This is a genomic window from Candidatus Clostridium eludens, assembly GCF_045310515.1.
GTDB lineage: Bacteria > Bacillota > Clostridia > Clostridiales > Clostridiaceae > Clostridium_B > Clostridium_B eludens.
Genome location: NZ_JBJHZX010000012.1, coordinates 64,476 through 88,173 on the forward strand (window position 1 = coordinate 64,476; position 23,698 = coordinate 88,173).

Genomic DNA, 23,698 nt, shown 5'->3' on the forward strand with positions numbered 1-23,698 from the left:
ATTTTTAAATAAGGATATAATATAATTAAAATGGGGGATGATTTTCTGACCATATTTAAAACTAGAGCTATAACTATAAAAACACAGGACATAAAAGAATCAGATAAGCTAGTGTGGCTTTTTACTGAAAAACTTGGTAAAATATCTACTATAGCTAAAGGTTCTAAAAAGAGCAGAAGTCCACTGTTTTCTACTACTCTTCAGTTTTGTTATGGAGACTATGTAGTTTACAAAGGAAAAAGTATGTATGTAATAAATGAAAGCAGTTTAATAGATTCATTTCAAGATTTATTAAATGATTTAAATGATTTAACTTATGCTTCTTATTTTTGTGAACTTACAGATATAGCAATGGATGATGGGGAAAGTAGCAGAGAACTTTTTAGGTATTTGGCTACTTCTTTTTACCTTATAAGGAGTCATGCAGTGGATATTGAAACACTGGCGAGAACTTTTGAATTGAAAATTCTAAAGGCTACAGGATACGGGCTGAATTTTGAATATTGTTCCGTATGCAGAAAAAAAATTACATCTTTTGAATATATACATCTTCAATATCTGGGAGGAGTATGTAAAGAATGTGAGAAGAAAAACAGCATGCACATAAGCTATGCTGCCTGTAGTGCACTAAAATACTTATCTAATATTTCCATGGAAAATGTGTACAGAGTTGTGCTAACTAAAGAAGTAAAAGAAGAATTATATAAAGTTTTGGAACTTATTATTTCTCAAAATTACTTTAGAAAACCTAAAAGCTTGGATATCTTAAGGTACCTTGTAAATTTTGAAAAGAATAAAATCTAAAAAAGGAGAGAAGAACATGAGTGAAGTAACATTGGAAAAAATTGATATCATAAGAGAAAGAACTGGAGTAAGCTATTCTGAAGCAAAAGAAGCGCTGGAATTTTGCGATGCAAATGTAATTGACGCACTTATATATATAGAACAGAATAAAAAGTCCTATAAAGATAATTTATACACCACAAAAGATGAATTTTTAGAATGGTTAAAGGATTTAGTGAATAAAGGAAATATAAATAGGATAAAAATAAAGAAAGAGGATAGGGTAGTAGTAGATATTCCTGTAAATGCAGGTATTGCAGCAACATTAACAGCCCTTATATGGCCGCCACTAATAGCTATAGGTATATTAACAGCTGTAATTACTAAAGTTACTATAGAGATAACTAGAGATGATGGAACTGTAGAAGTAGTAAATAAGATAATAAAAAATGGAGTTAGAAATACAGTAAATGACGTGAAAGATAAGGTATATGATGCGGCATCTTCAGTTAAGGATAAATTCTCAAATAAAAACGAAGGACAGGATAAGAACACATATAAGTATACTGTAAAATTCGACGATATAGATGAGGAAGAAAAAGAATATGATGGGAATAATGAAGAACACAAAGATAGATAATAAACTTGTAACATGATAATTGCAAACAGTTATATTAAAATCTATTGTTGTGTAAATATGGATAGTAATAATTTAAATTGTAGTGACAATTTTCAGTAAAGAATGAAATCATATACTATTCACCCACATATATATGGTATAATAACTTTTAGGAAGTATAAATTTGGGAACTTATACTAAATTCCTCTTAGTAAATGTTTGTTCAATTATTTAATTTACTATAGAGAAAGAGGGTGGACATTATCAAACTATCATCAAGGCAAGAGAGAATAATAGAGTTAGTAAAAGATCATGCACCTATAACTAGTGAACAACTGGCAAATAAATTAAATGTTACAAGAGCAGCACTTAGACCGGATTTAGCAATACTTACTATGACAGGTATACTAGAGGCAAAGCCTAAAGTGGGATATATATATTCTAAAAAACCTTCATACAGCTTAATATATGACCACATAATGAATATAAAAGTGAAGGATATAATGTCAAAACCTGTAATGTTAGATGAAAATACTACAGTGTATGATGCCATAGTATATTTGTTTTTAAATGACGTGGGAACTTTATTTATAGAAAATAACGGTATTCTTACAGGAGCTGTTTCAAGAAAGGATTTCTTGAAAATAGCTATTGGAAGTAGTGATATGCATAAAATACCTGTGGGAATAATAATGACTAGGATGCCTAACATAGTTTTTGTAGAGAAAGAGGATGCCGCATATTTAGCAGCTCAAAAAATAATGGAACATGAAGTAGATAGCCTTCCAGTGGTGGAAAAATCTTGCGATGAATTAAATAATGAGATTCTTAAAATTATAGGAAAAGTTTCAAAAACAAATATAACAAGACTTTTTGTAAAAATAGGGGAAAATAAATAAAGATAATTGAGCAGGTTAATATCTGCTCATGTATGCATAAAAATATATGTAAAATTTTTTAAAAAAAGGAGATGTGTTCTATGCAAAATAAGAAGTATGTGTATCTCTTTAATGAAGGAAATGCCAGTATGAAAAATTTGTTAGGAGGCAAGGGAGCTAATTTGGCTGAAATGACAAATTTAGGCATACCTGTTCCCGCTGGCTTTACTATATCTACAGAAGCGTGTATTAAATATTATGAAGATGGGAAAGTAATATCACAGGATATTATACAGGAAATTTATACTGCATTGAAAGGTGTAGAAGAGAATACAGGTAAGAAATTTGGAAGTATAGAAAATCCACTTTTAGTTTCAGTAAGATCAGGAGCCAGGGTTTCTATGCCAGGAATGATGGATACCATATTAAATTTAGGTTTAAATGATGATGCTGTAAAAGGTCTTGCTAGGTTAACTGGTAATGAAAGATTTGCTTATGATTCTTATAGAAGATTTATACAGATGTTTTCTGATGTAGTTATGGATATTGAAAAGAGAAAATTTGAAGATATACTAGACAGTGTTAAAGGCGCTAAGGGAGTTGAGGTTGATACAGATTTAGATGCATCTGATTTAATAAATATAATTAAGAAATTTAAGGAACTTTATAAAAGTGAAATAGGGAAAGAGTTTCCACAGGAACCGGAAGAACAACTAATTCAATCGGTTACAGCAGTATTTAGATCCTGGGAAAATCCAAGAGCTATAGTATACAGAAGATTAAACGATATTTCAGGAAAATGGGGAACAGCAGTAAATGTTCAATCCATGGTATTTGGCAATATGGGAGAAACTTCAGGTACAGGAGTTGCATTTACAAGAAATCCAGCTACAGGAGAGAAGGCCATATTTGGTGAATATCTTATAAATGCGCAAGGAGAGGATGTAGTTGCAGGTATAAGAACACCCCAGCCTATAACCAAGTTAAAAGAAGATCTTCCAGAATGTTATTCTCAGTTTATAAACATAGCTGAAAGATTGGAGAATCATTATAAAGATATGCAGGATATGGAATTTACTATAGAACAGGGTAAGTTATATTTCCTACAGACTAGGAATGGAAAGAGAACAGCTCAATCCGCACTTAAGATAGCAGTGGATATGGTGGAAGAAGGTCTTATTACTAAGGAAGAAGCCATACTTAAAGTTGAACCTAAGCAATTAGATACACTGCTTCATCCAAATTTTGACAGTAATGAATTAAAAAAGGCCACTGTGATAGCAAAGGGACTTCCTGCGTCTCCAGGAGCTGCTTGTGGTAAAATATATTTCACTGCAGATGATGCTAAGAAACATCATGATGAGGGTGAGAAAGTGATACTTGTGAGATTGGAAACATCTCCAGAAGATATTGAAGGAATGGTAGCTTCCCAGGGAATACTTACTGTCAGAGGAGGAATGACATCTCATGCAGCTGTTGTGGCTAGAGGTATGGGAACTTGTTGTGTAGCCGGATGCGGTGGTTTAATCATAAATGAAAATACCAAAATTCTTCGCAGCTCAGATAAAACTTATAAAGAGGGAGATTACATATCACTAGACGGAAGTACCGGTAATGTGTATGGAGAATCTATAAAAACAGTATCACCTGAGATATCCGGGTATTTTGAAATTTTTATGAAGTGGGCTGATAATATAAGACATTTAAAGGTTAGAACAAATGCAGATACGCCAAAGGATGCTAAGCAGGCAATTGAATTTGGAGCAGAAGGAATAGGGCTTTGCAGGACGGAGCATATGTTCTTCGAGGAAGATAGGATATCAGAAGTACGGGAAATGATAGTTTCAAAAACAGAAGAGCAAAGAAGAAAGGCATTAAATAAATTGCTTCCAAGACAAAAAGGAGATTTCATTGGAATATATGAAGCTATGGAAGATAGACCTGTAACCATTAGATTTTTAGATCCACCATTACATGAGTTTTTACCAAATGAAACTGAGGATATAAAAAATTTAGCTGAAGAGATGGGAATAAATTTTGAGGAATTAAAGGATACTATAGAATCCCTACATGAATTTAACCCTATGATGGGTCATAGAGGCTGTAGATTAACTGTTTCATATCCGGAAATAGCCGAAATGCAAACCAGAGCTATCATTGAAGCTGCTATAGATGTTAAGAAGAGAAAAGGTTATGACATAGTACCTGAGATAATGATACCACTTGTAGGAGAAATAAAAGAGTTAAAGTATGTAAAGGATGTAGTTGTAAAAGTAGCAGATGAAATAATACAAAAAGAGAAAGTAGATTTGAAGTATAAAATTGGAACTATGATAGAAATTCCAAGAGCTGCTATTACAGCAGATGAGATAGCAACAGAAGCGGAATTTTTCTCTTTTGGAACTAATGACTTAACTCAAATGACTTTTGGATTTTCAAGGGATGATGCAGGTAAATTTTTAGATGATTATTATGAAAAGAAGGTATATGAATTTGATCCATTCCAAAAGTTAGATCAGGTAGGAGTAGGAAAACTCGTTAAAATGTCTGTAGACCTAGGTAAAAAAACAAGACCAGATATACATCTTGGAATATGTGGAGAACATGGGGGAGATCCTTCTTCAGTGGAATTTTTCCACAATGTAGGCCTTGATTATGTATCCTGTTCTCCTTTTAGAGTTCCTGTGGCAAGATTAGCAGCAGCACAAGCTCAGATAAAAAGTCCTAGATAAAATAACATTGTAAATTATTATATCAATAGCTCAAAAAGTTTTATACAACGGGCGTTTGATACCATCTATACTGTAAATAGGGCATTGTAACTTAATTTCCTTATTGGTTTTTAAGTACAATGCTCTATTTTTAATATGAGCCTTAAATTTTAATTATCAAAGGGGCAAGATTGGCATTGAGAAATGGATGAAAATATATGGTTGAAAATAAATTGTAAACCATATATTAAATGAAGGTTGACAATATGAAAATTATTTAGTATTATTGATACGTACAAGCAAATATTGGAATAGGGGAATGCTTTATGAGAAGTACAAGAGATTTAATTTTGGTAGCTATGTTTGCAGCGTTAACAGCAATTGGAGCATTTATTAAGGTACCAATACCATATGTACCTTTTACTCTGCAATATCTATTTTGTGCTTTAGCTGGTGTAATTTTAGGTTCAAGATTAGGGGCTTTATCACAAATAGTTTATGTTGTTATTGGACTTGCTGGTGTACCTGTCTTTACTGAAGGGGGTGGTTTTAGTTATATATTTAAACCTACTTTTGGGTATCTTATAGGTTTTATTATAGCGGCTTATGTCATAGGTAAAATAAGAGAAAATATTAAGGAACTAACTTTTATTAAGGCAATATTTATGCTGCTTTCAGGTCTGTTCTTTATATACTTATTTGGAGTGATATATTTATATATTAGTTATAATTTATACCTAGGGAAAAATATTTCCTTTTATTTTGCATTTTTTTATGGCTTTGTAGTTTGTATAGCTGGAGATTTGGTACTAACAATATTTACAGCCTATATTTCAACAAAGATATTACCTGCATTAAGAAAAAGTGGATATATTGAGGCTAGTTGAGGGAACACCTTTGGAAAATACAGAAAGCCTAAATTAGGAGGAAATAATTACAGGAAACTACTTAATAACATCAGGAAATAAAATATATGATGATAAAAAATGGTAGGTGAATTAGAGTTGGAGGTTAGAAAAAATGGCTAAGGGTGTATTTATAGTTGGAACAGATACTGATATTGGTAAAACTGTTGTAACTGCTGGACTTATGCATGTTTTGAGGAGCAACGGATATGATGCTGCTTACTTTAAAGCAGCTTTGAGTGGTGCTTTAGAAATAGGCAATGAGCTTATTCCTGGTGACACTAAGCTTGTAAGTGATGTGAGTAAGTTAGAAGAACCCTATGAAAACATCACACCTTATGTTTATAGGACTGGAGTATCTCCTCACCTTGCATCCAAGTTGGAAAATAATCCTATAGATTTAGGTGTAGTAAGAGAAAGATATGCTTATTTAAAGGAAAAGTATGATTTTATAATTGCTGAGGGCAGTGGTGGAATAGTATGTCCATTGATAGATGATGAAAGAGGAGTATATACTATTGGAAATCTTATTAAGGATTTAAATATGAGCGTTATTATTGTTGCAAGTGCTGGGCTCGGAACAATAAATCATGCGGTGCTTACAGCAAAATATATACAAAACTTAGGGATTAAAATCAAAGGCATTATAATAAACAAATATGAAGAAGGTTTATTTTATGATGATAATATTAAAATGATAGAAAAAATCACTAAACTACCTGTTATCGGAAAGCTTGAAAACATAGAGAACATGAATGATAATGAGGTAGAAACTATAAGAACAAATTCTGAAAAAGCTTTTAGTGCTCAGAATATAATAGAGCATATGGAACAATTATAATAAAAATTGAGGTGTGGCTATGAATGATTATGTAAAAAGAGATTTAAAATACATATGGCACCCTTGTGGACAAATGAAGGATTATGAGGAGTTTAACCCAATAGTTATAGAAAAGGGAGAAGGGGTTTGGCTTTATGATATTGAGGAAAATAAATATTTAGACTGTATATCGTCTTGGTGGACAAACACCTTAGGCCACAGCAATAAAAGAATTAACGAGACTATAAAGAAACAAATAGATAATATTGAACATGTTATATTCGCAAATTTTTCTAACAAGCCTGCAATAGATCTATCAGAAAAGCTGGTAAACATAACGCCAGATAGGTTAACAAAAGTATTTTTTTCTGATAATGGCTCTTCAGCGGTAGAAATAGCTTTAAAAATGAGTTTCCATTATCATATGCAGAAGGGAAACACTAAAAAGAAAAGGTTCTCAGCTTTGAGCGATGCATACCATGGAGAAACTTTAGGTGCTTTGTCTGTTTGTGATATTGATGAGTACAATAAGATATATAACCCCCTTCTTTTAGATACTATAAGAGTAGAGGGGCCAGATTGTTATAGATGTAAGTATGGTTGCACTAGAGATAATTGTAATGCAGAGTGCTTTATAAATATGGAAAAATGTATGGAAGAAAAGCATGATGAAATAAGTGCTGTAATAGTTGAACCAATGCTTCAAGGAGCTGCAGGTATGAAGATATATTCACCTAACTATCTAGAGAAGTTGCGTAAAATTTGTGATAAATATGATGTACATCTTATTGCAGATGAGATTGCAGTTGGCTTTGGTAGAACTGGAGAGATGTTTGCATGTAATCATGCCTCAATAAGCCCAGACTTTATGTGCCTTTCAAAAGGAATTTCTGCCGGATATATGCCTATGTCCGTAGTTATGACAACGGATGAAATATATGATTGCTTCTATGATGATTATAATGAACAAAAAGCATTTCTTCACAGCCACACCTATGCAGGTAATGCTATGAGTTGTGCCATTGCCTTAGAAAATTTAAAAATATTCGAAGAGGATAATATTATTGAGAACAATCGAAAAAAAGGTAAACTAATAAAAAGACTTACATTGGAAAAGGCAAAAGCATCGAAACATGTAGGCGAAGTTAGAAACATAGGTATGGTAACGGCTATTGAAATAGTAAAAGATAAGTTGACTAAAAAAGACTATTCTTGTCAAATGCGAGTAGGGTATGAGATTTATAAGATTGCTCTTAGTAAGGGGTTATTATTAAGACCTATTGGAAATGTTCTTTATTTTATTCCTCCATACATTATTAATGAAGAGGAAATAAAATTTATGGTAAATACATGCTTTCAGAGTATAGAAGAGTATTTTATAGAGAATAAGTTATAAGTTGTAGAAGTTAAGGTGACCGGCCTCTTTATGTTTGTGAAGAGGTCGGTTTTATTATTTTGATTTAAGTAATTGTTAAAACTAAAAAATAGTATTGAATTTTTTTTCTGCATATTTTCCAAGCCCTACTACAAATTCTAGTTGTTCAATATTGTTATTGGAAGCTTTTCTTAACAAATAAAAAAAAGAACTCATATTGCATTTTGATATATTATTATAATAATCTCTAGATATTTTCCAAAATTTTTGAGGAAAAGATAGATAGGAAATGATATACTTATAATCATCTAAAGTTAAGTTGAACTCTTTTTCGTATAGTGATAAACATTCTATAGCTGTATTAAAATTCCAATTAATATTACTCCTTTTTAGAAATCGTCTTAAAAAATAAGATAAATCGTGAGAGCAATAATCTATACTGCATTTGTCAAAATCTATTACCCAAATTTTATTATCATTATCGAATATTATATTTTTATTTACGTAATCTAAATGACATAGGGAAGTACTTAAATTATTATAGTTTATAGTAGAAGATATTTTAAGTGATATTTGTGCCAAAGCAGAATTAATTTCAAAATGTTTTAAAAATAGTTTGGAGAATTTATCTTGATGTCTAAAAGATAAATTTGAACAATTTAAAAGTTGCTTAAAATGTTTTTCAAAGGATATATATATATTTTGGAAATTTACTCTTTTATGGCTTTTTTCTATAGGAATAAAAGTTTTAGTTGCACTATGCATTTTAGCTAAATTTAAAGTAGCATTAGATAAATGGGAATTGTCATCATAATTACATTTTACTCCGTTTATCCAGGGAGTTAATATAAAAAGCATATTATTGTATTTTACAAATCGTCCGTTGTGAATTGTAGGTAATATTCTAGGAACATTTATATTATTTCTAAATAACCATTCTATTGCAGAGTATACAAAGAGTAAATTTTCTTCATCAAAATATACTTTTTTTAAGCAATAATTTTTATTTAAATGTGATATTTTATATACGGCTCTTTGTTTATTTGTATCTTTAAATTTAATTCTAGTTATGTTTGCATTTCCCATATGGTATTGAGGAAGTACATGTTTTTTTACATTTTCCTCAGACAATAAATCCATATAAAAACTCCTTAAAAAGTTCTTTCTTTATAATAATATTAGAAAGGTTTTTACAATATACATCCATCATTAAAAAAAGGAGTTTTTAATAATATCTTTAAGCAAATCTTAGGAGATGATTTATATGAGTATAAGACAAAAAATAGAAAGTAAAGAAAAATTGATGCTGATAGATGAAGCTTCTTTTTCTGTTGAAACAAAGGGAAGAAATGTGAGTGAACAAAAGGATGATATTAGAACTGATTATATGATAGATAGAGATAGAATAATACACAGCAAGTCTTTTAGGCGGCTTAAGCATAAAACTCAAGTATATATAAGGATTCCAGGAGATCACTATAGAACCAGACTTACTCATACATTAGAAGTAAATCAAATAAGCAAAAGTATAGGTAAGGGAATAGGATTGAATGAAGATTTAATAGAAGCTATAGCAATGGGACATGATATAGGACATGTAGCTTTCGCCCATAGTGGCGAAGAAGTATTAAATGGACTTTTACCCAAAGGATTTAAGCACAATGAAAATAGTGTAAGGGTACTTACTAGAATAGAAAAATTAGGTTCAGGATTAAATTTAACTAAAGAAGTTTTGGATGGAATACTAAATCACAGTGGATTTTTAAGTAAGTCAAAAGCTTCTACGTTAGAAGGTCAGGTAGTTAGGTACAGTGACAAAATAGCCTATATAAATCATGATATAGATGATTCAATAAGGTCAGGATTATTAAAAAGTGAGGAGCTGCCCCCATATTCAGTAAAAATATTGGGAAATACTAATAGTGATAGAATAGATACTTTAGTAAAAGATTGTATTTATACCACTATAAAAAATATTGAAAAAGGAATAAATGAAGTGGCTTTAAGTGAGGAAGTATTTAAGGCATTATGTATACTAAGAGAATTTATGTTTAAAAAGATTTATAAAGGCAAAATACTTAAGAATGAGAGGGATAAAGCTAAATTTGTCCTAGAACAGGTATTTAATTATTTTCTAAAAAATCCAGATAAAATGCCTGAATTTTATTTAAGTATTGTTGAAAATGAAGGCCTTTACAGAGGGGTGTCAGACTATATAGCCGGCATGAGTGATGATTATTGCATTATGCAGTTTAATAATATATATATGCCTAAATTTGTTATATATTGAAGAATAATTTTTCCTATTATATGGGTAAAATACAAATATAGGTATAATAAAGTTACTTTTATATTGGTTCATGTATATTATATAAATAAATAATTTAATATTAAATTATTTATTTTATGGAAGGATATTTAATTTTTATAAAGAATATATTATATATAATATATTCTTTATAAAAAAAGAAAAATATTTATTTTTAAAGAAGGAATATAGTAATTTATGTCGAATATAGTTATTCTTGAGTGTAATAATTTAAGATAGGGGGTTATTTAGTGATATCGGAAGATGTCATTCAAAGGATAAAAGAGGAAAATGACATAATAGATGTAATATCTGAAAGTGTCAAATTAAAAAGGTCAGGTAAAAACTATTTAGGACTGTGTCCTTTTCATCATGAAAAAACTCCCTCTTTTAGTGTATCTAGAGATAAACAAATATATAAATGTTTTGGCTGTGGTGAGGCAGGTAATGTAGTAACTTTTATAATGAAGTCACAAAATTTGAATTTTCTAGAAGCCATAAAATTATTAGCAGATAGAGTAAATATAGATATAGATTTAAATGCAAATGAAAGTAATAGAAAAAATACATTTGAAAATCTATATAAGCTAAATGTAGAGGCAGCTAGGTATTTTTTTAATTGTTTAAATAAAGATAGAAGAGCTAAATCATATTTATTAAACCGAGGAATAACAGAGCATACAATAACAAGGTTTGGCCTTGGATACTCCATGAATAGTTGGAATCATGTGCTGAAATTTCTAAAGAATAAAGGATTTACGGAATTAGATATGATTTCAAATGGACTCATAATTAAGAGTGAAAAAGGAAATTATTATGATAGATTTAGAAATAGAATAATGTTTCCCGTATTTGATTACAGGGGAAAAGTAATAGGATTTGGAGGCAGGGTATTAGACCAGTCAAAGCCTAAATACTTAAATTCACCAGAAACTTCTTTGTTTAAAAAAGGCGTAAATCTCTACGGACTGAATTTTGCTATAAAAAATAATACATCTAGAACTTTTATAATGGTAGAGGGATATATGGATTGCATAGCTCTTCACCAATATGGTATAACAAATGCTGTAGCTTCTTTGGGAACAGCTCTTACTGTAAATCAGGCAAAGCTTATGACAAGATATGCAGATAAGGTGATAGTATCCTATGATGCAGATACGGCAGGTGAAATGGCTACTCTAAGAAGTATGAATATACTTAAAAGTGTAGGATTAGAGGTAAGGGTTTTATCTATACCCTGGGGAAAAGATCCGGATGAATTTATTAGAAGTAATGGCAAGGAGGCTTTTTTGAAGCTTATACAGGATGCTGATGATCTCATAGACTATAGAATTAAAAATATAAAGAAAAATGTAGATTTTAATAATTCTCAAGATGTTGTGAAGTATACAGAAAATGTACTAAAGATATTGGCTGAATTAGATCCAATAGAAACAGAAATATATATAAAAAAATTATGGGAGGAAACAGGTATAAAGGAACAAACACTTTATGATATGTTAAATGCCAATATACAAAAAAGTGTAAAAAAAAATGTAAATGTGAATATAGATATAGGTTTTGGACAAAAATTATATTTAGAACCCGCATATTTGAAGGCAGAGAGAGCTTTTTTGAAGATTATATCAGAAAATAATAAAGCTTTTGAATATAGCTTGGATAAAATTAGAGATATTGAATTTATATTAGAAAGTCACAAAGTAATATATAAATATATAGCTGAAAGTATGAATTATGAAGATCTAGAAGAAAGAAAAAAGTACATAGAATCAAAGTGTATAGATGTAGATACATCTAAAGAATGGATAAATATTATGGAAACAGAAGTTCAATATAATAGTGAAAACTGGGCAGATATGTTACATAATTTTATAAATAGAATAAAAAAGTATAAATTGGAAGAATATAAAAAGAATATTATTAGAAAGATAAAAGAATGCGAATCTGAAGGAATGTTGAAGGAATCTCTGGAGTTTGCACAACAGTTAATTGAAATACAAAAAAAGATTAGTGGAATACAGTAATGGTTAAAGGAGGCAAGAAAATGAAGGATAAAAGTGCAAAAGTAAAATTAGTTAAAAAGCTTATAGAAAAGGGTAAAAAAAACGGCACTTTAACTTATAAAGAAATAATGGATGAATTGGAAGAAGTAGATTTAAGCCCACAGCAAATAGAAAAGATCTATGAAGTGCTTGAATCTATGGGAATAGAAGTAAACGGTGATATGCATGAAATGGAATTGAATGAAAAAACTTTAGATTTATCAGTTCCTGAAGGCATTGCTATAGATGATCCTGTAAGAATGTATTTAAAGGAGATAGGTAAAGTACCCCTACTTTTACCAGAAGAAGAGGTGTCCCTTGCACAGAGAATAGAACAAGGAGATCAAGTTGCTAAAAAGAAATTGGCAGAAGCTAATTTAAGGTTAGTAGTAAGCATAGCAAAACGATATGTAGGAAGAGGAATGCTTTTTTTAGATTTAATTCAGGAAGGAAATCTAGGACTTATAAAGGCAGTAGAAAAATTTGATTATAGAAAAGGATATAAATTTAGTACTTATGCCACTTGGTGGATAAGGCAAGCAATTACAAGGGCAATAGCAGATCAGGCAAGAACCATAAGAATACCAGTTCATATGGTAGAGACTATAAATAAACTTATAAGGGTTTCAAGGCAGTTACTTCAAGAGCTTGGAAGAGAACCTCATGCAGAAGAGGTAGCTAAAATAATGGAGATGCCTGTAGATAAAGTTAGAGAAATTATGAAAATAGCACAAGAGCCAGTATCTTTAGAAACTCCAATTGGAGAAGAAGAAGACAGTCATCTTGGAGATTTTATACCAGATGATGAGGCGCCTGCCCCAGCAGAAGCAGCAGCTTTTACTATGCTTAAGGAACAACTTATAAATGTACTTGATACTTTAACTCCAAGAGAAGAAAAAGTTTTAAGATTAAGATTTGGATTAGATGACGGAAGAGCTAGAACCCTAGAAGAGGTGGGGAAGGAATTTAATGTAACAAGAGAAAGAATAAGACAAATAGAAGCAAAGGCTCTCAGAAAGTTAAGGCATCCAAGCAGAAGTAAAAAATTGAAAGATTATCTAGATTAAAGCACCACTTCCAGGGTGCTTTTATATATATTAGCAATATTTTAATGGAAATTGTAATTTGTGTTATAATGGATACTAAAGAAGGTGGTGACAGTATGAAAACTTATAAATCTGTAAAAGGGATAGGAGTATATCTTATATTAAGTATAGCTATTATATATAATATTCTGTTAATGTTCTTAATATATTATGTAGACTCATATGAGTTGTTTATTCTTTTAAACGTCACTTTGATAGCCATTAATGTATATCAATTTTACTATATTATAATTTGTGCCACATTAAAATACTCAGTGGATGAGGACAATTTATATATAATTAGTATGCTAAAATTTAAAAACGGAAAAATTCCATTTGCTGATATTGAAATGTATCAGAAATCAACAGGCCATATTAAAGGTGTTAAGGTATCGGGATATGGTAAAAATAAATTCGCCATAGGCAGGTCATTTATTCATAAAATAGGAATTACACATATGTTTATTACGTCAACTCAAAATGTTATATATTTAAAAACAGGTACAGTAAGTTATGCCTTATCTCCAGAAAATTTTCATGAATTTGAAATAGAATTGAACAAAAGAAATATAGTTTATTCAGAATGGGAAAATAAATTAAATAAAGTTTCTAATTTAAATAAAAGACAAAAATTCTTTATACCAATTATAATTACTGCTATAATTATAATTATACTTACTTTTAATCCAATAATGTTGTATCTTTGTGGAAGCTTGCCGGATAAAATGCCACTTAGTTTTCAGCCTGACTTTTCAGCTGTGAAATTTGGGACAGGTAGACAATTCGCATTTAAACAAATGACCTATGGACTTTTAAATATGGGTGTGCTATTTTGTATGTATTATGCAGGATATATTTATTCTAAATATGATGAAAAAACTTCCTATAAATTCTTATATATAGCATTAGTAGTATCTGTGTTTTTTTTGGCTATGCAAATAAAGATACTTTATACATTTAGATAAAAATTAGCTTCGATGTGCTAGCTTTTAACAATGCATCTTAGAATGGAGAATTACATGGAAATCAGTTTAAGACTTAAAACTTTATTAAATATGATAGATAATTGTGAGTGTGCAGCAGATATAGGTACAGATCATGGTTATGTGCCTATTTGTCTAGTGAAAAATAAAATTTGTAGAAGAGCTATAGCTTCTGACATAAATAAAGGACCTATAGAAAAAGCCAAATTTAATGTAAAGCTTCATAGGTTAGAAGATAAAATAGACTGCAGATTAGGGAAGGGACTTTCCACCATAACACCTGGAGAAGCAGATGAAATAGTAATTGCGGGTATGGGTGGAAATCTTATAAAAGATATAATAAATGAGGATATGGAAGTGTTTAGAAGATCCAAATCTTTAATACTTCAACCTATGCAAAATTCACAGGTACTGAGAGAATATATATATATGAGTGGATTCAAAATATTGGATGAAGAATTATGTATTGACGAAAACAAATTTTATGAGATAATAAAAATAAAATACGATACAGAGATTAGACCTGTAGATAGTATATTCTATGAGGTTGGAGAAGTATTAATAAAAAAGAAACACAGTCTCCTTTTGAAATTTTTGGAAAATAAAATTCACAGTTATAATAACATAATTTTAAATATAAATAAAGATACAGAACTGGCTAATAAAAGAAGGGTAAGTTTAAATGTTAAAATAAAAAAATTGCGGGAGTTGATACAATGTATTTGAGGGTAAAAGATATACACAATATAATGGAAAATCATGCACCTTCTATACTTAAAGAAAGCTATGACAATGTGGGCCTTATGGTTGGGGATATGAAGAGTGAGGTTACTTCTATATTAATAGCTTTGGATTGTACATTGGAAGTAATAGAAGAGGCAAAACAAAATGGATGTAATTTTATACTTACTCACCACCCTTTATTGTTTAAAAAGCCAGACAGCATAACTACAAGTACTTTAATTGGCAAGAAGATAATACAATTAATAAAAAATGATATAAATCTATATTCTTCTCATACTAACCTTGACTCTGTGAAGGGTGGAATAAATGATATCATTATGGCTTTGCTTGATTTAACTTGTGATGAGATTATCGATCCTTCAAAGGTTAAAAATTATGGAGAAAATAATTGTGGTATAGGAAGGATTAGTGGACTTAAAGTTCCTGTCACCCTTGAAGAACTCTGCAGTAAAGTAAAGAGTAATTTGAATATTCCTATGTTAAGGTATGCAGGAAACGAATCCAAAATTATAAAGAAAATAGCAGTTGTAAATGGAAGCGGGGAGAGTTATTTTAATTCTGCAAAATTACTGGGTGCAGATTGTATAATTACAGGAGATACCACTTATCACAATATGAGTGATTTTGAAGAAGAAGGAATAGCTATAATTGATGCCGGTCACTTTGAAACGGAATGGCCTGCTATGAAAAAAGTAGCAGATCTTTTAGTGCGTGAAATAAGAACCAATAAATTTGATAATACTGTAATTTTATCAAAAGTAAATAGAAGTCCGTATAAATATAAGTAGAAATGAAGATTGAAGTCATTTCTGCTTTTTTTACTTTTGGTTTATTTTTCTAGTAATGAAAGTTTAATTTAATGAAGGAGGGAGTATATGCTGAATTTACTTATTCAAATTCAAGACAATAGAGAGAGAATAAAAAAAGCTAAGAAGGAACTGAAGAACAATTCAATTATTCATTCCATGAGAAAAATAAAAGGGGAATTTGAGAATGAAAAAGTAAAATATAAATCTATAGATAACAGTCTTCAAAAAATTCAAAGTAATATAAAAGATATTGAACAAAAGTTAGGTTGCATTAAAGAAGAAATGAAATTGGAAGAGGATAAACTGTATAGAAATTTAAAATATGATCTGAAATTAATTAATTCATTAGAAAAGAGTATTGAATTAAAACAAAATAAAATAAAAGAATTAGAGGAGAAAAGTCTAGGGCTATTATATGAAGAAGAAGAATTATTAGAGCAAAGAGAGTGCAGCAGGAAAAGACTTATTGAGCTTAGAGATGACTTTTATGATTATAAAAAAAATAGTAATGAAAAAGTTATTAATGTTAAAGAAGATATAAAAAAGGCAGAACAGGATATTTTAAATTGTGAGAAATGTATTCCTTCAGAGTTGTTAAGTAAGTTTAATGAATTATCTTCTATTAAAGGGACAGGAGCCGCCCAATTATCAGATGGTGTCTGCTTAGGCTGTAAAGTGAAGGTATCTGCTATTACCCTGGATAATGTGAGAAATAATAAGGGTATGGTTTATTGTGATAACTGTGGAAGGATAATATGCTATAATAAGGCCTCTTTAAACAAATAATTATCAGTGATTTAGATATTTAGCACTTTTTACTATTGTAATACATTATTAATTATGATATTATGTAAGTCGTAAGTAAGCCAGACAATCGCTGCTGTGAAAACAGGAGAGGAAAGTCCGAGCTTCATAGGGCAGGGTGCTGGGTAATACCCAGTCAGGGTGACCTGAAGGAAAGTGCAACAGAAATATACCGCTGAGGTAATAGGGAGGTAACTCCTGCTTCAGTAAGGATGGAAAGGCGAGGTAAGAGCTCACCAGCGCATTGGTGACTTTGCGGCTATGTAAACCCCACCTGAAGCAAGATCGAATAGGAAAGCATGTAATAAAAAGTGGCCCGCTTTGCTTTCGGGTAGTATCGCTTGAGCCTATTGGTAACAATGGGCCTAGATAGATGATTGTCTAATACAGAACTCGGCTTATAGACTTACTTACCCACTGAAAACACTAGGCTTGTAGCTTAGTGCTTTTTATTTACATGGGAATACCATTAGTGTAAATGAGATTAAATTTTTCTATGAATAATACACTTATCACCTGCTTTTAGCTGATGGTAGTTGGGTTCTCCATAATTACTTCTCTTGGCAAAGATACCATAAACGTAGTACCCTTTCCTAATTTGCTGCTAACCTCTATTGTTCCTTTATGCATATCAATTATTTTCTTTACTATAGAAAGACCTAATCCACTACCTTCTTTAGTTCTATTTCTGGATTTATCGGCCTTATAAAAACGCTCAAAAACATGAATTATATCCTCTTTTGATATTCCGATTCCCGTATCGGATAAACTAAATTCTATACTATGTTGCAAATTACATAGCTGAATTTTTATACTTCCTCCTTCTGGTGTGAATTTAATACTGTTGTTAATCAAATTTATCCATACTTCACTTAAGAGGTCTTCATCAGCCTTAATAGTTGCTTCCTCTGTACACACTTCTATGTCTATATCCTTTTTTGACCATTGTGGTTCACAGGATAGTATAAGGTTTTTTAATTGTTTATCAAGTCTGTAGAATTTACAATTTATATTAACATTTTCTGATTCTAAAGATGTAAGCTTAAGTAGATTGTCACTTAATTTTGACAAACGGATGCTTTCACTTTCAATAATACTTAAATAGTGTAACCTATCTTCATGGTTCAATTTATCACTTCTTAAAACTTGGGCAAACCCTCTTATAGAAGTAAGTGGAGACTGTATTTCATGAGATACATTTGAAATAAACTGCTGCCTCATTTTTTCCACGTTATCCAGATTTGAAGTCATGTTATTAATATTTTCTACTAACTCATTAAGAGATTTATTATCTCCATACTTGTTAGTTATTTTAGCTTTGAAATCTCCTGTTGAAATTTTTTTTATAACCTGAAAAATTTCGCTCATATATCTATCTGAAATACTTCCAAAATAATTAATGATAAAAGAGGTAAGAATCATTAAAAGCAACCCAACCATAGAAGTAAGAATCTGTTGAAAAATTTCTGATGGATGTTTTCCTATAGTATTATATATATATTGTGTAATAAAGAAGGCCAAACCCAAATAACTTACAGCTAGAAATATTGCTACAGCTAATTTAATTGTACTTACAAGTATTTTTTTTATTCTCAACAATTCACCTCCAAACGATAGCCTAATCCTCTAATTGTTTTTATTTTAAAGGAATACTTGTCTTCTGGAAATCTTCCACGGAGTCTATTAACATGAACATCAAGAGTTCTCTCATTTCCTTCAAAATCATATCCCCATATATCTTCGATTAATTGATCCCGAGAAAGAGTTTCTCCAGCATGACTAGCTAGTTTAAAAAGAAGCTCAAATTCCTTCAATGGTAAGGTTAGATTCTTACCCTGTACAGTTATCTCATAGGTTTTACTGTTCATAAATAGTTCTTTTATTTCTAATGTCTGAGATATAATGATTTTATATCGTTTTAATAGAGCTTTTACTCTCATTACTAGCTCCATAGGTTCAAAGGGTTTAACTAGATAATCATCTGCCCCTAGCTGAAATCCCTTGATTTTTTCATTAGTTTCCCCTTTGGCTGTGAGCATGAGCAAAGGAAAGTTATAATGTTCTCGAAGTTGTTTACATAGTTGCCATCCATCCATATTAGGCATCATTATATCTAGAATAACCATATCCATTCTTTCTTCTTCAAGTTTTGTTAGAGATTCAGCTCCATCTGAGGCTTCACACACATCAAAGCCCTCTTCACTTAGAAATATTTTAACCAATTCTCTGATGTGTTTATCATCATCCACAATTAGTATTTTATTCATGACATATACTCATTCCTTTCTTCATTCATATCCATAGTATAAGACTTATGTAAGATATTCAATAACTAAATTTGGAATCATGAAAAGTGGATAAATATCAATTGGCTTATCTTGCTACAATCTTACAAAGAAAATTATTAACTTTTTTTCTAAAATCACTTAATTGACAATAGACAGATTTATTACCATGTCTTTCTCTACACTCTTTACATTTGCCGTGCATTTCACATTTTGTATTTGGACATTTACAATTTAAGTTTATTCTGTTATTCATTTACCTTCCTCCTCAAATGTTTTATTGCTAGTATGCCTATATTAAGCTAGATTTTTAAACCTAGGCTAAACTACGTTTAGTTTGTTGAATAACTATTTTTGCTAAACTTATAAATACTAATTATAGGCAAGAAAGTATTTTAATACAATCTGAACTATTTGTAAATTGTTGATGCTTAGTCACTTTTTATGTTTTTAAGCTTAGTTATTCAATAACCTATATGTTAGATAAAAAGTATATTTAAAGTATTTCTCAAAAGATTAGTCTAAATTTTCTTCATTTTCTAAACTGTCCTTTCCTTTCAGCAGAAGTGTAGGAACAATAACCAAAATCGTTATAATAGAAATAATCAACATAGTATCCTTTACAGCCCTCATCTGTGCTTGCTTTACTACAATTCCAAAAATCCAATTCAATGCTTCTCCTGAAGCAGCAGTTCTTTGCAGTCCGCTTTTTATAAGCATTCCTTCCAAAATATTAAAAAGCTTCATACTTCCTAAATTAAAGAAATTTACGTGTCCTGATAATATGGCAAAATTTTCAGCACTTCTGTGCTGCATGAGGCTAGTTACTATAGTAATTCCAACCGCAGAACTAATTTGTTGGATTGTATTAAATAAGGCAGAAGCTGTTGAATTCATTTCCTTCGGAATTGCATTGAGTGCAACCACTTCAATTGGTGCCATTAAAAATCCAATGCCAAGCCCCCTAATCATTAGTAACAACATAATCACATTGCTTGAGGTATCCAAAGTTATTTTAGACATACTGTATCCATTAATTGCAAGGAAAATTAATGCCAAAATAAGCATTCCCTTCTTTATTAACAGTCCCGGTTTATCACTTAATATTCCTGCAATTACTACCGAAATAGCAATTGAAATAGCTTCAGGAAAGAGCACTAGTCCTGTTTGAAAGGAAGTAAGTCCCTTTATCTGTTGGAGAAATACTGGCATAAGAAATATACCTCCGTACAGAGAAAGCATTGCAATATTCAAGATAATCGTACTCAAACAAAATGTATAATTTTTAAAAACCCTCAAATCAAGCATTGGCTCTGAAATCATCAGTTCATTGACGATAAACATTAGTATACTGTAACATCCAATAACCATTAGCACAATGTTGTTTATGTCACTCCAATCTATATTATCTTTTCCAAGTACATAAAGTATGGAAGCCAGGCCAATACTTGATGTTAAAAACCCAATAAAATCAAATTTATGTTCCGTCCTAGACTCAGACTCTTCAAGAACTATTAATGCCAATATCAAGCTTATAATTCCTATTGGAATATTAATAAAGAAAATAAGCCTCCAATCAAATTTTTCAATAATGTACCCTCCTACTGTCGGTCCAAGAGCTGGTGCTGCCATCACAGCCATACCCATTAAGCCAATAGCCATTCCTCTTTCCTTCTTATCAAATGTTGCCATTAATAAAGTGGTACCTATTGTCAACATAACAGCTCCACCAATACCTTGAATAATTCTAAAGGCAACTGCTGATGCGGTATTCCATGATATTCCACAAAGAAAAGAACCTAACGTAAACATTGCCATAGAAATGGTATAAACTTTTTTTATACCAAATCGATCACCTAGAAATCTAGTAGCTGGAGTAACGATTCCTACTGATAGAACATAGGCACTTATGACCCATTGAATTTTGTCAAGGGTTGTGTTAAAGTTGTGCATCATTTTTGAAATGGCAAGGTTTGCAATACTCGAATCTAAAGTTTCCATAAAAGTTCCCAGTATAATTACAAGTAAAATCATCCATTTGCCGGATGATTCCTGTTTCTTCTCCATAAATACCACCTACTTTATATGGATTGCTACAGTAGCATTTGTTCCAGGCAATAGATTTACATCTATCTTTTTAAACTTAATTTTTACTGGTACTTTTTGGACCACTTTTGTAAAGCTTCCATCGGATGAAGATGGAAGGAGAGAGAATGCAGAATTAGAAGCCTTACCAACAAATTCCACTGTACCCTCAAACTTTTTTCTACTAAATTGATCTATACTTATATCTACTATCTGTCCAATTTGTATCTTTTGAATTTTAGTTTCTTCAATATTAGCATTGATGTAAATCTGGCTGGGATCAATCATCACTGCAAGCTCAGTTCCTGCGTCATAAAATTCTCCAACAGCTGCTTGTTTTCTCACAATTAATCCACTAATAGGAGCCCTTATGAGAGATGTGTCTATTTTGGAATCGTCTATTCCAGTTGGATCAACCCGTCCCATAATCTCATTTTTTTCTACGCTGCTTCCTTCCTGTACATTAAACTCAAGCAAATTCCCTGATATTTTGGGAGTAACCTGAATTAGATCACCGGCTACCTGTGCATCTTCAGTAGAAACATAATATGTAGTATTATACCAATAGTGATACCCTACTATGCCCAGCGTTATTATCATGGCACTGAAAATAGCTAAAATGATGAGTTTACGCTTTCTATCCATTTCTCCATCCCTCCTTAATTTGTTATGCCTATTTCGGCAAACATTCCAGGTCTTAAATTTGGAGCTTTATCTATTAAAATTACTTTAACAATTACATTTCTTGCATTTACTATTCCTGAAATAGGTGCAGTAATAATAGCAGCTTCGCCCTGGTCAACCTGACCTTGTAAGTCTGTTGTGTCTAATTTAATAATCACATCTCCTTCACTTACTTTTGAATCTAAATCTACTTAGTTAGTAAATCTAACTTTTATCATTTATAATCATACAATAGTTTTTTAAACTGAATTTAAACTACTTAGAACTCCCATCTATAAAATGAAAAAACTATGAACTGATTAAGATAAATTGCTCTTTGAAAATCGAACAATATGGTGTATTATGTAATTAATGTTAATTAACGAAAAAGTAAATTATAGTGAACAAAAAGGAGCGGTAATTATGCAAGGATATGTTGTTATCATAACTATAGTTTTACTTGTGATAATGATTTTATTTCGTGTTTTTCTATTACATAAAATGGGTATCAAAGCTGTAAAATTTGGTGAGATAGACAAAAAAGATTTTATTATTATCCCATTTGTTTTAGTGTTCTTTTATTTAGTGTTTTCAAGTGTTCTAAATTTACCGAAAATAGGAAGCAAATTATTTAGCAATGAGATTGTTAGTTGGATTGGTGTAGTGCTATGTATAATTGGACTCTTATTATTCCTATTGAGCTTAATTTCCTTTGGGAAAAGCTTCAGAGTTGGGATAGATGAAGAAAAACCAGGCACTCTAATAACAACAGGTATTTTTGCAATTAGTCGCAATCCTATTTACGTTGCTTTTGGGTCTATACTGCTTGGAATATTTTTGGTCTTCTCGAACTGGATATTGTTGTTGTACTTAATTGCAGGTTTCTGGCTTTTAAATCGCCAAGTTCTTCGTGAGGAAGATTCTTTGAAAAAGATTTATGGCAAAGAATACTTGGAATACTGTAAAAAGGTTCGTAGATACTTTTAAAGTAGAAGAAGAATTTTATATTAAGGGGCATTCTTCTTATTTCATGATTAACATCAAAAATGAGTAAATGTTTTGAATATCGTTAGGTGCTTTTTATCCGAACGCTACCATTGCTAATACTCCCATCTTCTTCAAAGTGGGAGCTAAGCACTGCTACGCACCTGGATAAGTTCTTCCCCTAAAGGATAACGTATTCTAAGTGCTAAAGACACTAAGAATACTGTTAATAAGGTTCAGATGTAGATAAGTATTTCTCTATAGCAAACTCCACCTGAACCTAAGAATCACTTGATATAGTTAGCTTGTAAAAGTTTTAGGTATAAGAGGGAGAAACAATATGAGATTTAAGGAAAATGTATATCTTTTTATTGAGGGAGAAATGTTCGAAAAATATCAAGAGACAGATTTAAGTAAGGCTGTAGAAGAAATAATGTATAACTGTATTGGGAATATAGCACAAGATATAATGGATAAAAAAACGGAAATATTATTGAATGTTAAAGAAAACAGTCCCATGAATATATCCACAGTAGCAAAAAGAAGGTATTCTATCACAGTTAGAAATTTATATAGAATGAAAGAAAGAGAATTTCAGAATGTAGCTGATGAAGTTAAAAAAAGCTTGATAATAAAACAAGCAATGGAAGAGCTTATAAAGGATAAATTAGTAAAGATAAAGGCAGATACAGGATTTCATCAATTAGGTAATTCTAATGCGGATACAGAAATTTATATTAGGCATAATGAAGGAAGTAAGTCAGTATATATTTACCATCTATATCTTAATAAAATCTATGAAATATATTGATTAG

At 30.8% G+C, this 23,698-nt stretch carries 23 protein-coding genes and 1 other RNA gene; 17 read left to right on the forward strand and 7 right to left on the reverse strand.

All coding sequences use genetic code 11. The features are described 5' to 3' along the window. The first annotated feature begins 30 nt into the window (after window positions 1–30). From recO to bioA, 7 genes are all read left to right on the forward strand, one after another. Window positions 31–804, forward strand: a complete 774-nt coding sequence (gene recO / locus ACJDU8_RS09640) for a DNA repair protein RecO (RefSeq protein WP_406791941.1) — start codon at window positions 31–33, stop codon at window positions 802–804. 16 nt (window positions 805–820) lie between these two features. Beyond that, window positions 821–1,423: a DUF4342 domain-containing protein gene (locus tag ACJDU8_RS09645; protein ID WP_406791942.1), complete on the forward strand. Its 603-nt coding sequence runs from the start codon at window positions 821–823 to the stop codon at window positions 1,421–1,423. A 233-nt stretch (window positions 1,424–1,656) separates the two neighbouring features. Then, window positions 1,657–2,301: a transcriptional regulator CcpN gene (gene ccpN / locus ACJDU8_RS09650; RefSeq protein WP_406791943.1), complete on the forward strand. Its 645-nt coding sequence runs from the start codon at window positions 1,657–1,659 to the stop codon at window positions 2,299–2,301. An 80-nt stretch (window positions 2,302–2,381) separates the two neighbouring features. Beyond that, the gene (ppdK, locus tag ACJDU8_RS09655) at window positions 2,382–5,012 is read left to right on the forward strand and encodes a pyruvate, phosphate dikinase (RefSeq protein ID WP_406791944.1); all 2,631 of its coding nucleotides are present in this window, start codon (window positions 2,382–2,384) and stop codon (window positions 5,010–5,012) included. A 305-nt stretch (window positions 5,013–5,317) separates the two neighbouring features. Further along, window positions 5,318–5,878 (forward strand): biotin transporter BioY, encoded by a 561-nt coding sequence (locus tag ACJDU8_RS09660; protein ID WP_406791945.1) that lies wholly within the window; start codon window positions 5,318–5,320, stop codon window positions 5,876–5,878. Between the two features lie 133 nt (window positions 5,879–6,011). Next, window positions 6,012–6,737: a dethiobiotin synthase gene (gene bioD / locus ACJDU8_RS09665; protein ID WP_406791946.1), complete on the forward strand. Its 726-nt coding sequence runs from the start codon at window positions 6,012–6,014 to the stop codon at window positions 6,735–6,737. A 19-nt stretch (window positions 6,738–6,756) separates the two neighbouring features. Further along, window positions 6,757–8,112, forward strand: coding sequence for an adenosylmethionine--8-amino-7-oxononanoate transaminase (gene bioA / locus ACJDU8_RS09670; RefSeq protein ID WP_406791947.1), 1,356 nt, complete (start codon window positions 6,757–6,759; stop codon window positions 8,110–8,112). Window positions 8,113–8,193: 81 nt separating this feature from the next. On the opposite strand, the gene ACJDU8_RS09675 is transcribed toward bioA, so the two are convergent. Beyond that, window positions 8,194–9,231: a CotS family spore coat protein gene (locus ACJDU8_RS09675; RefSeq protein WP_406791948.1), complete on the reverse strand. Its 1,038-nt coding sequence runs from the start codon at window positions 9,229–9,231 to the stop codon at window positions 8,194–8,196. 124 nt (window positions 9,232–9,355) lie between these two features. Here ACJDU8_RS09675 and ACJDU8_RS09680 point away from each other — a divergent pair, with 124 nt between their 5' ends. From ACJDU8_RS09680 to rnpB, 8 genes are all read left to right on the forward strand, one after another. Next, on the forward strand, window positions 9,356–10,381 hold the full coding sequence (locus tag ACJDU8_RS09680) for a deoxyguanosinetriphosphate triphosphohydrolase (protein WP_406791949.1): 1,026 nt from the start codon (window positions 9,356–9,358) through the stop codon (window positions 10,379–10,381). Between the two features lie 269 nt (window positions 10,382–10,650). Beyond that, window positions 10,651–12,423: a DNA primase gene (gene dnaG / locus ACJDU8_RS09685; protein WP_406791950.1), complete on the forward strand. Its 1,773-nt coding sequence runs from the start codon at window positions 10,651–10,653 to the stop codon at window positions 12,421–12,423. Then, window positions 12,423–13,508: an RNA polymerase sigma factor RpoD gene (gene rpoD / locus ACJDU8_RS09690; RefSeq protein ID WP_406791951.1), complete on the forward strand. Its 1,086-nt coding sequence runs from the start codon at window positions 12,423–12,425 to the stop codon at window positions 13,506–13,508. The genes dnaG and rpoD overlap by 1 nt, the downstream gene beginning before the upstream one ends. Window positions 13,509–13,603: 95 nt before the next feature. After that, window positions 13,604–14,491 carry a PH domain-containing protein gene (locus tag ACJDU8_RS09695; protein WP_406791952.1) on the forward strand — a complete coding sequence of 296 codons (888 nt, stop codon included), beginning with the start codon at window positions 13,604–13,606 and terminating at the stop codon, window positions 14,489–14,491. A gap of 54 nt (window positions 14,492–14,545) precedes the next feature. Next, window positions 14,546–15,235 (forward strand): tRNA (adenine(22)-N(1))-methyltransferase, encoded by a 690-nt coding sequence (locus ACJDU8_RS09700; RefSeq protein WP_406791953.1) that lies wholly within the window; start codon window positions 14,546–14,548, stop codon window positions 15,233–15,235. Then, a complete protein-coding gene (locus ACJDU8_RS09705) occupies window positions 15,226–16,041 on the forward strand; it encodes a Nif3-like dinuclear metal center hexameric protein (protein WP_406791954.1) in 816 nt (271 codons plus the stop codon). Before ACJDU8_RS09700 ends, ACJDU8_RS09705 begins: the two co-directional genes overlap by 10 nt. 87 nt (window positions 16,042–16,128) lie before the next feature. After that, window positions 16,129–16,848, forward strand: a complete 720-nt coding sequence (locus tag ACJDU8_RS09710) for a zinc ribbon domain-containing protein (protein ID WP_406791955.1) — start codon at window positions 16,129–16,131, stop codon at window positions 16,846–16,848. A gap of 72 nt (window positions 16,849–16,920) precedes the next feature. Next, window positions 16,921–17,283: RNase P RNA component class A (gene rnpB / locus ACJDU8_RS09715), an RNA gene on the forward strand. A 105-nt stretch (window positions 17,284–17,388) separates the two neighbouring features. On the opposite strand, the gene ACJDU8_RS09720 is transcribed toward rnpB, so the two are convergent. The 6 genes from ACJDU8_RS09720 to ACJDU8_RS09745 form a co-directional block, all read right to left on the reverse strand. Beyond that, entirely contained in the window at window positions 17,389–18,462 is a 1,074-nt protein-coding gene (locus ACJDU8_RS09720; protein ID WP_406791956.1) for a sensor histidine kinase, read from the reverse strand. Beyond that, complete coding sequence (locus tag ACJDU8_RS09725) at window positions 18,459–19,133, reverse strand: response regulator transcription factor (RefSeq protein ID WP_406791957.1); 675 nt, start codon at window positions 19,131–19,133, stop codon at window positions 18,459–18,461. The genes ACJDU8_RS09720 and ACJDU8_RS09725 overlap by 4 nt, the downstream gene beginning before the upstream one ends. Before the next feature lie 106 nt (window positions 19,134–19,239). Then, entirely contained in the window at window positions 19,240–19,407 is a 168-nt protein-coding gene (locus tag ACJDU8_RS09730) for a hypothetical protein (protein WP_406791958.1), read from the reverse strand. 260 nt (window positions 19,408–19,667) lie between these two features. Continuing rightward, window positions 19,668–21,218, reverse strand: a complete 1,551-nt coding sequence (locus ACJDU8_RS09735) for a DHA2 family efflux MFS transporter permease subunit (RefSeq protein WP_406791959.1) — start codon at window positions 21,216–21,218, stop codon at window positions 19,668–19,670. A gap of 9 nt (window positions 21,219–21,227) precedes the next feature. Next, window positions 21,228–21,881, reverse strand: a complete 654-nt coding sequence (locus ACJDU8_RS09740) for an HlyD family secretion protein (protein ID WP_406791960.1) — start codon at window positions 21,879–21,881, stop codon at window positions 21,228–21,230. A gap of 14 nt (window positions 21,882–21,895) precedes the next feature. Further along, window positions 21,896–22,078 carry a hypothetical protein gene (locus tag ACJDU8_RS09745; protein ID WP_406791961.1) on the reverse strand — a complete coding sequence of 61 codons (183 nt, stop codon included), beginning with the start codon at window positions 22,076–22,078 and terminating at the stop codon, window positions 21,896–21,898. Window positions 22,079–22,271: 193 nt separating this feature from the next. Between ACJDU8_RS09745 and ACJDU8_RS09750 the strand changes: the two genes are divergently transcribed. Both ACJDU8_RS09750 and ACJDU8_RS09755 read left to right on the forward strand, forming a co-directional pair. Continuing rightward, window positions 22,272–22,886: a methyltransferase family protein gene (locus tag ACJDU8_RS09750; protein ID WP_406791962.1), complete on the forward strand. Its 615-nt coding sequence runs from the start codon at window positions 22,272–22,274 to the stop codon at window positions 22,884–22,886. Window positions 22,887–23,223: 337 nt separating this feature from the next. Continuing rightward, window positions 23,224–23,694 carry a hypothetical protein gene (locus ACJDU8_RS09755; protein WP_406791963.1) on the forward strand — a complete coding sequence of 157 codons (471 nt, stop codon included), beginning with the start codon at window positions 23,224–23,226 and terminating at the stop codon, window positions 23,692–23,694. The last annotated feature ends 4 nt before the right edge of the window (window positions 23,695–23,698 follow it).